Source organism: Siphonobacter curvatus (genome assembly GCF_002943425.1).
In the GTDB taxonomy this organism is placed as follows: domain Bacteria; phylum Bacteroidota; class Bacteroidia; order Cytophagales; family Spirosomataceae; genus Siphonobacter; species Siphonobacter curvatus.
Genome location: NZ_PTRA01000001.1, coordinates 2,118,527 through 2,131,931, shown reverse-complemented (window position 1 = coordinate 2,131,931; position 13,405 = coordinate 2,118,527). Strand labels below are relative to the sequence as shown.

Genomic DNA, 13,405 nt, shown 5'->3' with positions numbered 1-13,405 from the left:
AGGCTTCCAGCTATCCGACTATATATTGGGCCTCTACAAAGAGTGAGTAGGTGGAGAAATGCCGGGTTTTCGGGTAGATGCTTGCGTGCGAATGCCTGCATTTCACATTTGGCCAAGGGTTGTATGTAAAAGGATATAGAGTAGATATGGCATCGATCTTCCAGAGAAGTCTATCTTTTGATTTCCTCTGTAAGACAAACAGGTTTTCTAGTGAAATCGCTTCGATGCCTTGACTAGTGAATAATCAGATAGGGGTCTTCTAGAACCCTTTCGACCCTAACCCAATCAATAAATACCTACAGTGCTTGACCCAACTAGCACACCCGTTCAAACCCAGTGGCCCAGTCAGTGGTACCCTAGTTTTGTAACCGCGGTCCAACAATACTGACGCCATGCTTCTGGTGAACTTGTTTGATCTCTTCCAGCGTAGCCGTAGCTGGCAATTGAGACAGGCGTTTGAAAAGTGCTTCGGTTTGGCCACTTGGATTGGTCTGAAAAAACATTTTCCCCGTTTCACTGAGTACTAAAAAGGCATGGGGCACCTGCCTGGGTAAAAAGATAGTATCGCCCCCGTGCAGGGTGTAAGTCTGTTCACCCACCTGCACGAGAAAGTCGCCTTCGACGATGTAGAACTGCTCATCCTGTCCATGATGAACATGGACAGGTGGGCCGTCGTTTTTATGATACTTGCCATAAAACATGGTCAACTGCTGGTGGGTATCCTGACCGGCTATTTTTAAGGAGAGCTCCATGCCCAGAACCTGATAAAGCTGGCCAAAGCGCGCTTCACTCTCTTGAATCACAAAGGGTTTGGTTGCTGAACTAGCCATAGTAGTAGTCGCTAATGTAGGCGAAAGCAAGCGATGAGCGGCGAGTGCGGATAAACGCACTATGAAAGAACGGCGTGTCGGAGGATACATAGCGTTGATCGACTGGATGTGAGGGTCACAAAGCTAGCCTTGCCGGTAGAAAGGGTGGTGGTCAAAAAACGACATCTTTACCGAAGACCGAGTAATTTTTCGGGGGCACGGGCTTGGGCTTCCAGCAGGTCAGGCGGCGTCAGTCCGGCAAATTGTTTGAAGTCTTTGACCATATGCTGATAATCTCCGTAGCCACAACTCAGGGCAACGGCGAGCCAATCCAAGGTTGTCTTTCGCTGCTTGAGGGCAAAGGCCCGGTTGAAGCGGGCAATCCGTAGAAATAATTTAGGGCTCACCCCATTACGCTGCTTAAATTTTCGTTCAAACTGCCGAACGCTAAGACAGGACTGATGCACGAGATCGTCCAGAGATAGAGGCCCAGAGAGCTTCTCCCCGAAGCCATTGAGCCGATCGATCGGCTCGATCCGTAAACGCAGTTTTTGAAACCTCGTGAGCAGAAAGGTCTCGGTGGTCCGGATCATACGGTCGTATTGCTGGGTATCCATCAATTGCTGAAGGATCTGGTAGGTTTCCCGGCCCAGTACATCTTCCGCATCAACTACGGCATTAGCAAAATAGGTGGTGGGTAGCTGACCCAGCCAATGAAAGAGTCCTCCGGGCTGAAAAACAATCTTGACTACCTTAAAATTTTCCGGATAGTGATGAAACCAGCTACTCAGTAACTGGCCTTGAATCACACTGGCTGGGATGACGAGTCGTTGCTGCTGGTCCGGACTTATTTTGGTGAACTGACCAGAGGGATAAAAAATAAGGCTTTGTTCGGCCCGAGCTTCCAAGAGTCGGGCTGGCCGCTGACCGGTCAACGCCTTAAAGTTGAAATGGATCAGAATATATTCTTTGACAAAGGGCTGTAAAGCGGGGTGAGGCTGAGTGCTTTGGTAGATCATCGCATGCTGTTTTTTGATGACTCACTAGTATAGAACAGGTTAACGGCTTATGGGCTACCGGCCCGCTCCGTCATCCTTTCTTTCCTTGGTAGGTTACACCCACCCAATAGGTAAACGCTGGCTTTAACGAACTGCTTTGGACCACTGCGGCGGCTCAGTCCAGAATTAATGAATAGTTCTCAGTGATCGCTCTGAGCTTAGGAGACTAATGTTAGCCTAAATGACGTTGTTTTTCGCCGTTTTACAAGTAGGTATTATATTCACCCTTATGGTGCTAACGGTCCGTCAGGCTGGGTATAAAACAAGGAGTCCAATGTAGGAAGAGCCTTATTTACATCTTCATCATCCCGTTCCTTTATCTGTCTACTTCTGATTTTATCAATAAGCTGGCTTTCAGGCAAGTTTTAGGGATTGATTAGATGAATTGCTTGTTGAAGGATTTCAGCCGTCTTGACCTTACCCATACTTCTAAGTGCTCTTAGTGTTTTGAAGCAATCAACGCCCAAAGAATTAATGAAGTACTGACCAAAACCTCCATTGTCTACTTCTGCCACCAGGAGCTCGATGTTGGCTTGAGGCTCTTCTAGATAGATATCAGTATTCATTTTAGACTGGTTTTGTGAGCAACTCGACATGATCAAAGCCTGTCCTGCTGAGCTTCATGCTAAGAAAGGCTAAATTGTACTACATGGCGTTGTTATATAAGTGGCAATTATATGAACCCAAAGCTATTTTCATTAGGGTTCAGGTACGTACCAGAACGGAATAGTCGCCAGTTGATCGGCTTCTTTTTTTCGAGGGTCTTGCAGGGCCACGCCGAGCCGATTATGGCCCGTTCTAAGATTACCTGGTACCAACACCGTTTGCCAGCCGCTTTGCTCCTGACTGCCGGCTTTGGTAAGTAGCAGGTCAGGTTGAGCATAAACCGAATCGTTCACGGTGATGCGGATCAGCTTCTTGATCTGCTGGCTGCTCCAGATCGCATACTGCTGCCGACGTCCCCTACTCGACAGCGTATCACTCCAGGCTGGTTCGGGCACTACCTGCTCAAGCAGGGTGTCGAGTGCTTTAGGATAGGCAATGAATAAGCGTAGGTAAGGTTCCCGAATAACGTCTGACTGGATGGAAGCTCCGCCAATAAAGGCACCCTCCGGACGCTGGTTGTCATAGGCCGTAGGCTCGATGTAGAGACTATCGATACTGGCCGAGTACAGATGTCGGCTGTTGAAAAGCGACATTCTCCCTCGCATAGGCAAGACATAGTTGCTGTATTCGAGAAAGAACACCACAAAAAGTACTACCATGGAAATCGTTGCCGCCTGAATTACCTTGCCGGGCCGGATATTGCTATAAAATGTGTTGGTAACGTAGGAGGTGTGTTTGTATAAGCCCAAGAATAGTAGTTGTCCTACCTTCGTAAACCGGTAGTGAAGCTGACTGCCCCTGGGGGTCTCTCTGATCCTCCTCTGATTCAACAAGATAATAGCTAAGAAGAAAACGACTAGTAAGGAGCCTAAGACCATTTTGACCCCAAGCCAGACCGGGGCAGATACGTTGGGTTGAACCACTAAGTAAAACAGTAACCCCAGCAAGTAGACTAGGGCTATCACCACGAGCAGGAACACGAACTGAAAAGCGAGGGCAAAGACGATGTTGCACCGTTTGTCGAGCCAGAGAATATAACGGTCGAGTGGGCCCAGTTCGTCAGCCATACGTTTCTGGGCATAAGGCGTAGAGAAGGGAATATGGTCGTAGCGGATGCCCGAGGGAAAAACGGCTAGTAGCCCTACCAGACCTACCCAAAACGCTCGCATCACAAAATTGGCCAGAAAAGCCGCAAACAAAACATGACAAGTAGCCCGAATCAGGCTATAGGCTAGCGAGGGTAAGGTGGCCGCGGGTCCACTGGTGTGAGCCATGTAATTATACCGGAGGTAATTGAACAGCGATTCTAGCAAATCGGGCAATTGCAGGATGGCGAACATGGCCACCCCGGAGATCGCTAGTTCGAGGTTCCAGCTTTGGGTGGTTAGTTCCCGGAGCTTGTCTTGCTCGTCGGGAGTAAGTGGCGAACCAGACGAGGGGGTGTTATCAGACATGAATGATCGTGTGTGCTGTTAGGTATAGAATAAATGGTGTAATTAGGGGTTATATTAATCGACTAGCCAATATACGCATGCAAGGCCTGCCTGAAGTGGTCAAAATCCTAGCTTAACAAGTGTGCATAAAGCGTGCGGATATCTTCCCAACGGCTAAGCTGACCCCAGTTTTCTTCGTCGGGATCTTCCGGGAATTTTACCATTACTTTTAAGTCACGGTGTATTTCTAACACGTAGTCCTCCTCATCGTCACCGACCCAGAAGGCCCCATGTTCTTCATCCATGTCCTGAAGCTGAGCAATAGCCTGATTGATCTCATCCATGGATATGATATCGGCCTGATCTCCCCAGGCGGTCTGTAAAAAGGCCATTTTGAGACGATTTAGCTGAAATGTAATTCAACGCACTCAAAAATAGCCAACAACTCAATGCATAGGACCGCCTTTCAGGATGGGAATAATTATCTAGCATAGCTAGTGCAATCTATACACAAGGTTTTATCATATTGCCAATCTATGATACGCACGCCTCATCCTGGATTGAGAATCTTTTATTTCTGAATCACTAAGTATTTGGTTTTCATAGTATACTTGGCCACCCAAGAGCAAGTCTTCAATGCCGCATCTTTATTTTATGCGGGCCTATATGCCGTCTTTCTACCCCTTACTCTACTATTATTCTTGTTTATTCCCATGTATTGGGCTCTCAAGATTAAGCAACCCCTTCTTTTTATTTTGACTATGGGTGGTATTCTAGTCGCTGAATACGCTCTCTACACATTCTTGATCTCAGACGACCGGATCAATAGCCTTGTTAATTCAATGATTAGCCTATTGTTCGTTCCCGTATTTTTCCCTGAGCCACTAGGCATTAAATATAAAAGATCTGATTTTTATCAAAGAAGTTACTTTTAGCACCTCAAGCAACCGAATGGTTGCTTCGTACGCGTTGACGACTTCTAAAAAGTCTTCTTTGCCCTCTAACTATCGTTTTTGAAGATATTATAATATCGCCCTCACCGGTATTTAGCCGACTCAGTTTTGAGTTGACCTCTCAATTAACCCTAAATCGTTTTAAAGGGAGCCTACAAACTTGCTCCCCCTCTAGTGGAAGCGAATGGCCACTTAACTAGAGAAGTCCAGTTGAGAGCTGCTGTCCTCATCTGCTATGAAGGATCTTTGTAACTAACCGAATTCCTGGTAATTTGGATTTAGCCTCCGAATCCCTAGGCACGCCATTGATTCACTTGGTAGCTTTCTTGTAGACGAAGCGGGATAAAACCTTTATATCTGCCATGCTCACCCCCTGATCTGCGAGTCTATCCCGCTCTTTGTTGGCGGCTTTAAGGGTATAAAACACACTAAATTCAGGCGTCTGTTTTTGCCAAAGTACCACATAGACGGATCGCTTGCCTGGAAACTTCTGCTTTAGATAGGCAAAGAGCCACCGAATCACGAAGTAAAAGCCAATCAGATAAAACACGATCATGGGCACCACGAAGAACCAGCACCATGAGCCCTGTAGTGTGATATAATTCATAGATAGAGAGGAGTTGAGGTTTAATGCTGGGTGATACTATCACTTATCGTAGTATTTCGTCACGCTTAGGTGTTAATTGGCTCCTTTGGTCAGATGGAAGGCTTATTTCCGTGGTTTTGATAAATAGCTATGCAAACAGGAATTCAGATTTTCGAGTATCAAAACAGTAAGGTGATGTTTCGCACGGAGTCAGGCAAGCTAATGGTGAATGGCCAAGCCGTTCGGGAAGCGTCCAGCTATGTGGTTAGAACTACCGTCAAGTATTGCTTTTTAACAAGAGCTCAGCAGTGTTCGATTTTCGAATACTGAAAGTCTAATTAAAACTATTGTAGGGGGCTATACTCTTGGTACCTGGATGCACGAAGACGTCACCCTTGAATTCGCCCGCTGACTGTCACCCGCTTTTTCAGTTTAGTGTAATTGAGTTAGCTATATAGTACGCTGCATAATGTCTAGTCTATCCAGTAGCTCTCATCAATGATAGGCTCAAACCCGGGCTTTATCTCTGGCGTAAGTATTCCTCTCCTGTAAATGTATTCTTTTATCGCCGGGTAAGCTGCCTTCACTAAGGCCCAAATTTTTTATTTAGGTACTGATCCTACGATTGAAGTCCGCTGTAAACTGGCCAATACGTCGCTCTTTTCAACAATGGCCCTAGTTATCATTCCTGTAAAAATCAACCCCTTCGTCAATGGCTCTCATTTGTGATTTAAAATGTTCGATCCGATAAGACTGCCCTTGTAAGTAAAACACCTTTGCTTCTACGTGTATCAAGGTATCCAAATCAACATTCTTCTCGTTGTCCCGGCTCCAGACCAATCGGTTCTTTAGGGTATCTCTCAGGTAATACTCACGCTCGAATGCAGTGATATATTCTAGTGTATAACCATTCGAAAAAGCTCTCTTTTCATGCCTGATGTTTAGAACATTTTTCTCCATACCGCTGGCAAGTTTAAGCCTTTGCCACTAGTAATGATCCTGCTTTGATTGACAGCCCAGCAGAAAAGGTCCTAAAAAGAAACAGATAACCTTTCGTTTCATAGACCACTAAAGTTAATGGCTAGTTTTGAAAGTCATCTAGAAACAACCTGGGGTGAATCAGACCTACTTTGGCAATATTACTTGCCAATACAAAACTTAGAAAAGATATTCTCCAGCAAATCATCCGTCGTGATTTGTCCCGTTATTTCGCCGAGGTGTACCAGGGATTGGCGGATGTCCATCGCTAGCCAATCCTGGGTGATGCCGGCATCGAGGCCTTCGAGGGCCCGTTGCAGGGCGGTATCGGTGGCAGTTAGGTGTTCGTAGTGGCGAAGATTAGTCACTACGGTGTCGTTGGTCCGCTCGAGGTTTACGCGGTCCACGAGGCGTTGCTTGAGTTCTTCAATGCCCTGGCCAGTAGCGGCAGAAATGGAAAGATCCGCAGAAGGATCCGCGTACACATCCGCTTTGGTGTGGATACGAATCACCCGTCCAGGCTCCGGTACCCGAGCTGCAAATAGGGATTCAAATTCGGCACTGGCCACATCCGTACTGCTTAGCTTGAGAATAATTTCGGCCCGGTCCAGTGCGGCTAGCGAACGTTCGACGCCGATGGCCTCTACTCGATCACTGGTTTCCCGAATGCCAGCTGTATCCAGCACGCGGAACTTGATTCCACTTAAAACCAGGGTGTCTTCAATGACATCGCGGGTGGTACCGGCAATTTCGGTCACAATGGCTTTCTCCTCGTTCAAAAGAGCATTGAGTAGGGTCGATTTCCCGGCGTTGGGCGGTCCTACAATCGCTACGGGCACCCCCTCTTTCAGCACGTTTCCCAACTCAAAAGAATCAATGAGGGGACGTAAGGTTTGCCGAATGTTACGGATGAGCTGACGTAATTGCGTACGATCCGCAAACTCGACGTCTTCTTCGCCAAAATCAAGCTCCAGTTCAATCAATGAAGCGAAGTGAATCAGTTGCTCGCGTAGCTGAGCGATATCTTTCGAAAATCCCCCGCGAATCTGGTGAATCGCCGCCCGGTGACTGACTTCCGTATCCGAGGCAATCAGATCAGCCACGGCTTCGGCCTGAGCCAGATCTAGTTGCCCGTTCAGGAAAGCCCGTTGCGTAAATTCGCCGTGCTGGGCCATCCGGCAGCCGTTTTTAATGAGCAAACGAAGAATCTTCTGGATGATGAAGTTGGAACCATGACAGGAAATTTCAATCGAATCCTCGCGGGTATAGGAATGCGGCGTTCGGAATAAACTAAGCAAGACTTCATCCACAATTTGCCCGGCTTCGTCCCGGATGGTTCCGAAGTGAATGGTATGCGTTGCCTGTTGGCTCAGATTTTTGCCTTGAAAAAGTTTCTGAACAATCGGGAAAGTCTCGGGACCCGAGACCCGAATGACGCCAATGGCACCAATACCCGTCGGCGTAGCGAGGGCACAAATGGTGGAAGTAAACGTACCTGACATGATAAAGGGAATTCAGGGCGGCTTAGCCGTTGACCAGAATCAACAGCCTCTGCGGCAATAAACCGCCCTGAAGGCGACTTAAAACAGCGACTGCAATTTCATGGCGAGCGACATATCACCCGTAATTTTAATTTTACCGAACATCAGAGCCGTCATCGGATTGAGGTCACCCGTCATGAGTTTGCCCAGATCTTTGGCACTGATACCAATCGTAACATCTGATTCGCGATCATCGTTCGTTACGGTACCATCGCGATCAATGACAATGTTTCCCTCATCGGTCTGAAATTTGATTACGTCACCCGTACCGCCTTTCTGAGCGGCGAGTTGCTTGATTTTAGTGTCTACTTCTTCGAAAGTCATAGAATTGCTGGCTGTTGACGAACGGATCGTCTTTTCATGAATAATTGGGTACTCGCCTTTTCGGTCCGTCAGCGGATCGCGTTCAGTCTGAAAAAGGCCGCAAATTGGCTAGTTCTCCCGAAAATATCAAACCAGTATGGACATCAGGGACGGAAAAAAATTCGCATGGGTAACAAGCGAACCAGTCTTTTTTCCAGTGGTACCGCCGGCAGTGCCAGTTGATCCGCGTACTCATCCCCCAATAAAAACCGCATCTGAGCCGCCGGGAGGGTCTTTAAACCTTCGGGAACGGTATCCTCCAGTGCCCGTAGCAAGGCTTGAGTTAACTGCTGTCCTTCGGGCGAAGGTCGGAACAATCGCCGGGCAATGGATTGCCCCAGTACGTAGGCCTCCCGCAGGTTTTCGGGTAGCAAGTCTTCTGGTACACCACTGAGGTAGCCTACCACTTTCCAGAAATGCAGGTAAGCCTCCGCCTCTTTTTCGTCGGGTTCAATTCCGTTTTTCCGTAAGCCCTGAATGATGATATAGCTAAATGTCAGATTAGTACCGGCCATGTCTTCCTGGTTGACGGGCTCGCCCCAGGCCGGGTTCCATCGATTCGAATGCTGACAAAACCAGCGTACGACGGCGTGAATCAGGCGTACGTTCAAAATGCGTTCGATGGCGGTGGGATACTTTCCCTGCCAGGCTTCGGCCTCCGTAATGCCAAAGACAAAAGCCCCGGTTTCTTCCAGACGTTGCCGCGTGTCGTTCTGCATCCGTTTGGAAAGAGCCAGTACCTGCACCCCATCGGCAGCCAGATAAGCGTACGGTAGCGACAGGCAGCCCAGCAACAAAGTAATGGTATCGCGATGCCGCTGAAAAAGGCGAATGCCGCTAGCCATCAGCTTTGGATCAGCCCAGTCGGGCAGTCGTCCCTCTTCACGAACAAAGCGTCGGCACTCGGGTACCTCTTTCAGCGGAATTTTGCCTTCCGTCCGTTGCTGGAGAAAGGTGCGTACCCCCGCCGGGCCACCCGCCGCGGCCACCTGTTCAATAATCGCATCGGCGGCCGGATCGGTTTGTTGCCGGTAATGGCTGAGTAGCTCGTCCGAGAAATATCGCGTGGGTTTGATGGTACGTAAGAGCATACGAGCATTCGTTTGGCTTTCTATCTCTGATAACACATTTTAAGAAGCAGAAATTCGATGTTCCTGATAATTGTTCGCCGCCAGTACAGCCCCGAGTTCCGCGTATTCCTCGGCACCCAGGCTGGCGTCGCCCGCTCGCAGGGCGTCCTGCAACTGCTCCGCCGTCCGAACGCCCACCACCGCAGCGGCTACGGCGGGCGGGTACAAAGCGTACCGAATAGCGGTAGCAGCCGGATTCCGTTCATTCGTACTCAGGGCCTGTACGGCCTCAGCGGCGGCCCTTACTTCCTCGGCTGTATAATTGAGATAGGTATCCGCAGGTTTTCCGGCCAGCAGTCCTTTCGCGACGCTACCCCGGGCGAGTACGCTGATGCCGTGCTGGTGCAACAGCTCCAGGCAGGTTTCTTCCGGACGACGGTCCAGCAGATTATACTGCATCATCACACTGGCGATATTGGAACGATTGACGTATTGTTCAATCACGTTCGGACGGATGGATGAAATGCCGTACGCCCGGATTTTTCCCTGCTCTTTCAGCAATTCAAAGGCTTCAATGGTTTCATCCATCGGGTCATCCATGGTACCGCCGTGTAACTGGTACAAATCAAGGTAGTCGGTTTGCAAGCGTTTCAGACTTTTTTCGACCGAGGTCAGAATGTAACCCTTCGTCGGGTTCCAGTCCCAACCCTTGCCATCGGCCCGCTCCTGATTGCCCACTTTGGTCGCCAGTACGATTTCTTTCCGGTGGTCTTTCAGTGCTTCGCCCATGAGGCGTTCGTTTTCGCCCTGGTCGTAAATATCCGCCGTATCAAACAGGGTAATTCCTTCATCGAAGGCCTTTTGGAGCAGTTTCGTAGCCGTATCTTTTTGCAGTGACATGCCGCCAAAGGCAATTTCACTCACCACTAATTCCGAGGAACCTAATCGAGTATACTTCATTCGGGTAAGGTTTTACTACGCTTGAAAAAGGATGATGCCAGCCCCGGGGCTAGCATCATCCTTAATTGGCCCGTCCACAAATCCGGGCGTAATCGCAGTATTCGCAGTGACTACGGTCCACGGTTTGTTCAAAGGCTCGGCTGGGGTCAAGCAGCTCGTCGATGAACTGCGTTAACATGGCTTCGCTGTCTTCGAGAAACGTTTCCGGCGTTTCATCCGGACGGAAACGAAGATTTTCCTGAGCCATAAAACCCGCCGCCAGGTTTCGGAAGGAGATCATCCCCGGTTGTACGGTCTGCGTAGCCGAGAGTTCTACGCCGCCAACGCGTTTGTCGTTTTGTTTCAGGACCAGATATTTATACAGCCAGAGTTGCCGCATCACGTCCCAGTTCTGGTTCGTCAGAAACACGGGCTGCCATTCATCCTGGTTTACTTTCAGATCCAGATTCTTCGCGTCTACTTTTCCGGTTTTATAATCTACAATCCGGATAACGTCATTGACCCGCTCCAGGCGGTCGATCTTCCCGGCTACCTGTACTGTACCCTGGCCATAGGCCAGCGTCGCCACCAGCTTCTGTTCCGGAGCGAGCACTTCCACGCGGTAACCGGCGTCGAGTTCGTCCATGCGTAGCTGGAAGTAGTTTCGCAGGTTGCGTTTAGCCAGGTTGTACAACAACAGGTTTTGCCCTTCGTTCATGACCTGTCCGGGAAATTTTTCCTGAAAAACGGCTTCCAGACGACTGGGAATCTGCTGCGTAAACCGTTCGTAATCGGCCCGTTCGTACACGCGAACGTTTCGCTCGATCATCTCCCGGTCAATCCGTTCGAGCACTTCGTGCACCCAGGTACCAAAGTCGTTTGCTTCGAGCGTCGTCGACAACTCCTCTTCTTCAGCTACCCCGGCAATGCGTTTGAAGTAGTACTTGAGTGAACACTGGTAATACATGTTCAGGTGCGTCGCGTACAGCCCCCGATTGGCGAGCGACTGGAGAATTTCTCGCTGAATCTGCTCGTTTTTGGTAATGCGTAATACCGGCAGCTCTTCTTCCAGACTGCGTTCGGAGCCGAACTCTACCCGCTTTTTCTGCAGCTTAGCCTGCTTGTTTTGTTCACCCAGCTCGTATTCCAGTTGCAGTAAAAAACGACTGGGTTCGGCTTTGGCCCCATCACCGGCGGGTACCGTGTGCAGAAAGATGACTTCCTTGGCCCGTTGTAACAGGCGGAAGAAGTGATAACTCATCACCGCGTCGGCGTCCATGTACGTGGGCAGGCCAAACTCGCAGGCGGCATCAAACGGAATCAGCGAATTTTGCTTTTTCCCCGTCGGCAACGTGCCTTCATTGACGGATAGAATAATCACCCGTTCGAAGTCGAGACACCGGGTCTCCAGCATCCCCATGATTTGTAGCGGAGCGGCGGGTTCTCCCGAAAATGGAATTTTCGTTTGTCGCAGTAACTCCAGCAAAAATCGTCGGTACGACTTAATAGATACGGGCTGACGACGTTCGTCCAGTACGCGTTCGAGCCGTTTGAGTATGGTATAAAACTCGTATAGGTACTCGGTTTCGATGGCATCTTTATCGACGTACAGGGGCCGTAGTAGATCGATGAGCCGATACATCTGCCGGGTCGCCCGACTCGAGTCGTTGTCCCAGCGGGTAAAGAGGGTATTGATCAGGGGTTCGTTTCCACCCAGTTCTTTAATCTCCTTTTCATCAGCAAACAATCGGTTTTCATCCCGCAGCGTCCGTAACAGGGTTCGAAAACTGCCCTCGTTTTCCATCCAGTATTTCTGAATGAAGGGATGGTGCAGAATCTTAGTGATGTGCTTGTAGCTGAATTTCGGAATAGCAATAGTCCCCTGCCCTTCCTTTCGGCGAAATTCTACCACATTCCGCTGCAATTCAAACCAGCTTTCCACCAAGGAATACAGCAGGGAATTTCGCAGAGAAACCCCCATCGTAACGTTGAAATCATCGTAGCTGTTGGGAATTGAGGACAAGACCGGCATCAGCAGATTTTCGTCGCCCAGTACCAGAGCCGTATGTGGCGGCTGATAGCCCTTCGTTTTTCCTGTACCCTGCTCCCATTGGGCCATCAAATGAGCGGCGACTTTGGGCTGCATGGTGGCATTGGGTACGCCAATACTGATAAAGTTTTTAGACTGCGTCAGCAGATCACTGGGGACCGTCTGCACCTGCGGAAACTCGCGATAATTTCGAAAACGCTTGTTCCAATCGCCCCGACTCAGTTCGGCGTCGGTTAGGTATTTACGGACAAAGCGACCCGCTTCGTGCTGATTTCTCAGGTAAAAAACGTCGGCATCCCAGAGCATCTCGGCCTTATTCAGGCTCACCAGCTTCCGCAGAATTCGCTCTTCGGACTGACTGAGGGCGTTAAAGCCCAAAAAATAATGGAAGGCATGGCTGGGTTTATCCAGGAAAATCGTTTCCACCTCCTCGGCCACTTTGCGATACGCCATCCCTCGGTACGCCAGCTTCTTTTCGAGTAAACGGGCTTTTAGCTGATCATAAACTCCGAGCAGATTTTCAAACAGGCGAAAGTATTTATCGGTGAAGGAATCTTCAGCAATGGTGGTGTCGATTTTCCAGCGTTCGATGGCTTTCTCGGCCTCTACCCAGCTAAATACGGCTTTGGCGTTGCTGTCATAGAGATCAATCTGGTCGAAATCCCGCAGTACCACCGGAGCCCAGCTCGTAAAGCGGTCAAAATCCAGGTGGGGGTCAATGGTTTTAAAGGTGTCGTAGAGTTCAAACAGCAGCGATACGGGGTCGATTTCTTCGACTTCCGCCCGTTGCAGAATGAAATCGTCCATGGCCACTACTTCTGGAGCCAGAAAAGGCCGATCCGAGAGGCTAGCCAGTTCCTGCTTGAAAAAATATACGGCCCGGCGGCTGGGTACGACCACGCACACGCGGGCGATGGTTTCCAGCGAATGGCGTTCAAAAATATACCGAGCCGTTTCCGAAAGAAAAGACATGACGATCGAGTAAAAATTCGGGTTTCGGGAGATCCAACGAAGGCATA

The 13,405-nt window shown here is 49.3% G+C and carries 11 protein-coding genes; all 11 read right to left on the bottom strand.

Annotated features, from left to right (window positions below; all coding sequences use genetic code 11):
- Window positions 1-356 precede the first annotated feature (356 nt).
- The 11 genes from C5O19_RS08815 to C5O19_RS08755 all read right to left on the bottom strand — a co-directional run bounded on the left by C5O19_RS08815 (window position 357) and on the right by C5O19_RS08755 (window position 13,358).
- On the bottom strand, window positions 357-830 hold the full coding sequence (locus C5O19_RS08815) for a cupin domain-containing protein (RefSeq protein ID WP_165795977.1): 474 nt from the start codon (window positions 828-830) through the stop codon (window positions 357-359).
- Window positions 831-997: 167 nt separating this feature from the next.
- Complete coding sequence (locus C5O19_RS08810) at window positions 998-1,828, bottom strand: helix-turn-helix domain-containing protein (protein WP_104711415.1); 831 nt, start codon at window positions 1,826-1,828, stop codon at window positions 998-1,000.
- Window positions 1,829-2,232: 404 nt separating this feature from the next.
- Window positions 2,233-2,433 carry a DMP19 family protein gene (locus C5O19_RS08805; protein ID WP_165795976.1) on the bottom strand — a complete coding sequence of 67 codons (201 nt, stop codon included), beginning with the start codon at window positions 2,431-2,433 and terminating at the stop codon, window positions 2,233-2,235.
- A 132-nt stretch (window positions 2,434-2,565) separates the two neighbouring features.
- Complete coding sequence (locus C5O19_RS08800) at window positions 2,566-3,927, bottom strand: hypothetical protein (RefSeq protein WP_104711411.1); 1,362 nt, start codon at window positions 3,925-3,927, stop codon at window positions 2,566-2,568.
- Window positions 3,928-4,034: 107 nt separating this feature from the next.
- Window positions 4,035-4,298, bottom strand: a complete 264-nt coding sequence (locus tag C5O19_RS08795) for a hypothetical protein (protein WP_104711410.1) — start codon at window positions 4,296-4,298, stop codon at window positions 4,035-4,037.
- Window positions 4,299-5,169: 871 nt separating this feature from the next.
- Complete coding sequence (locus tag C5O19_RS08785; protein ID WP_104711405.1) at window positions 5,170-5,466, bottom strand: hypothetical protein; 297 nt, start codon at window positions 5,464-5,466, stop codon at window positions 5,170-5,172.
- 1,118 nt (window positions 5,467-6,584) lie between these two features.
- A complete protein-coding gene (mnmE, locus tag C5O19_RS08775) occupies window positions 6,585-7,925 on the bottom strand; it encodes a tRNA uridine-5-carboxymethylaminomethyl(34) synthesis GTPase MnmE (protein ID WP_104711401.1) in 1,341 nt (446 codons plus the stop codon).
- A gap of 78 nt (window positions 7,926-8,003) precedes the next feature.
- A complete protein-coding gene (locus tag C5O19_RS08770; RefSeq protein ID WP_094808693.1) occupies window positions 8,004-8,288 on the bottom strand; it encodes an SCP2 sterol-binding domain-containing protein in 285 nt (94 codons plus the stop codon).
- Between the two features lie 143 nt (window positions 8,289-8,431).
- Window positions 8,432-9,418 carry an oxygenase MpaB family protein gene (locus C5O19_RS08765; protein WP_104711399.1) on the bottom strand — a complete coding sequence of 329 codons (987 nt, stop codon included), beginning with the start codon at window positions 9,416-9,418 and terminating at the stop codon, window positions 8,432-8,434.
- Between the two features lie 39 nt (window positions 9,419-9,457).
- Window positions 9,458-10,357 (bottom strand): aldo/keto reductase, encoded by a 900-nt coding sequence (locus C5O19_RS08760; protein WP_104711397.1) that lies wholly within the window; start codon window positions 10,355-10,357, stop codon window positions 9,458-9,460.
- A 61-nt stretch (window positions 10,358-10,418) separates the two neighbouring features.
- The gene (locus tag C5O19_RS08755; protein ID WP_104711395.1) at window positions 10,419-13,358 is read right to left on the bottom strand and encodes a PD-(D/E)XK nuclease family protein; all 2,940 of its coding nucleotides are present in this window, start codon (window positions 13,356-13,358) and stop codon (window positions 10,419-10,421) included.
- Between the last annotated feature and the right edge of the window lie 47 nt (window positions 13,359-13,405).

What these genes read in the sequence shown, in the direction of transcription:
- C5O19_RS08815 (WP_165795977.1), bottom strand. Translation starts at nt 830, where the DNA reads ATGGCTAGTTCAGCAACCAAACCCTTTGTGATTCAAGAGAGTGAAGCG.
- C5O19_RS08810 (WP_104711415.1), bottom strand. Translation starts at nt 1,828, where the DNA reads ATGATCTACCAAAGCACTCAGCCTCACCCCGCTTTACAGCCCTTTGTC.
- C5O19_RS08805 (WP_165795976.1), bottom strand. Translation starts at nt 2,433, where the DNA reads ATGAATACTGATATCTATCTAGAAGAGCCTCAAGCCAACATCGAGCTC.
- C5O19_RS08800 (WP_104711411.1), bottom strand. Translation starts at nt 3,927, where the DNA reads ATGTCTGATAACACCCCCTCGTCTGGTTCGCCACTTACTCCCGACGAG.
- C5O19_RS08795 (WP_104711410.1), bottom strand. Translation starts at nt 4,298, where the DNA reads ATGGCCTTTTTACAGACCGCCTGGGGAGATCAGGCCGATATCATATCC.
- C5O19_RS08785 (WP_104711405.1), bottom strand. Translation starts at nt 5,466, where the DNA reads ATGAATTATATCACACTACAGGGCTCATGGTGCTGGTTCTTCGTGGTG.
- mnmE (WP_104711401.1), bottom strand. Translation starts at nt 7,925, where the DNA reads ATGTCAGGTACGTTTACTTCCACCATTTGTGCCCTCGCTACGCCGACG.
- C5O19_RS08770 (WP_094808693.1), bottom strand. Translation starts at nt 8,288, where the DNA reads ATGACTTTCGAAGAAGTAGACACTAAAATCAAGCAACTCGCCGCTCAG.
- C5O19_RS08765 (WP_104711399.1), bottom strand. Translation starts at nt 9,418, where the DNA reads ATGCTCTTACGTACCATCAAACCCACGCGATATTTCTCGGACGAGCTA.
- C5O19_RS08760 (WP_104711397.1), bottom strand. Translation starts at nt 10,357, where the DNA reads ATGAAGTATACTCGATTAGGTTCCTCGGAATTAGTGGTGAGTGAAATT.
- C5O19_RS08755 (WP_104711395.1), bottom strand. Translation starts at nt 13,358, where the DNA reads ATGTCTTTTCTTTCGGAAACGGCTCGGTATATTTTTGAACGCCATTCG.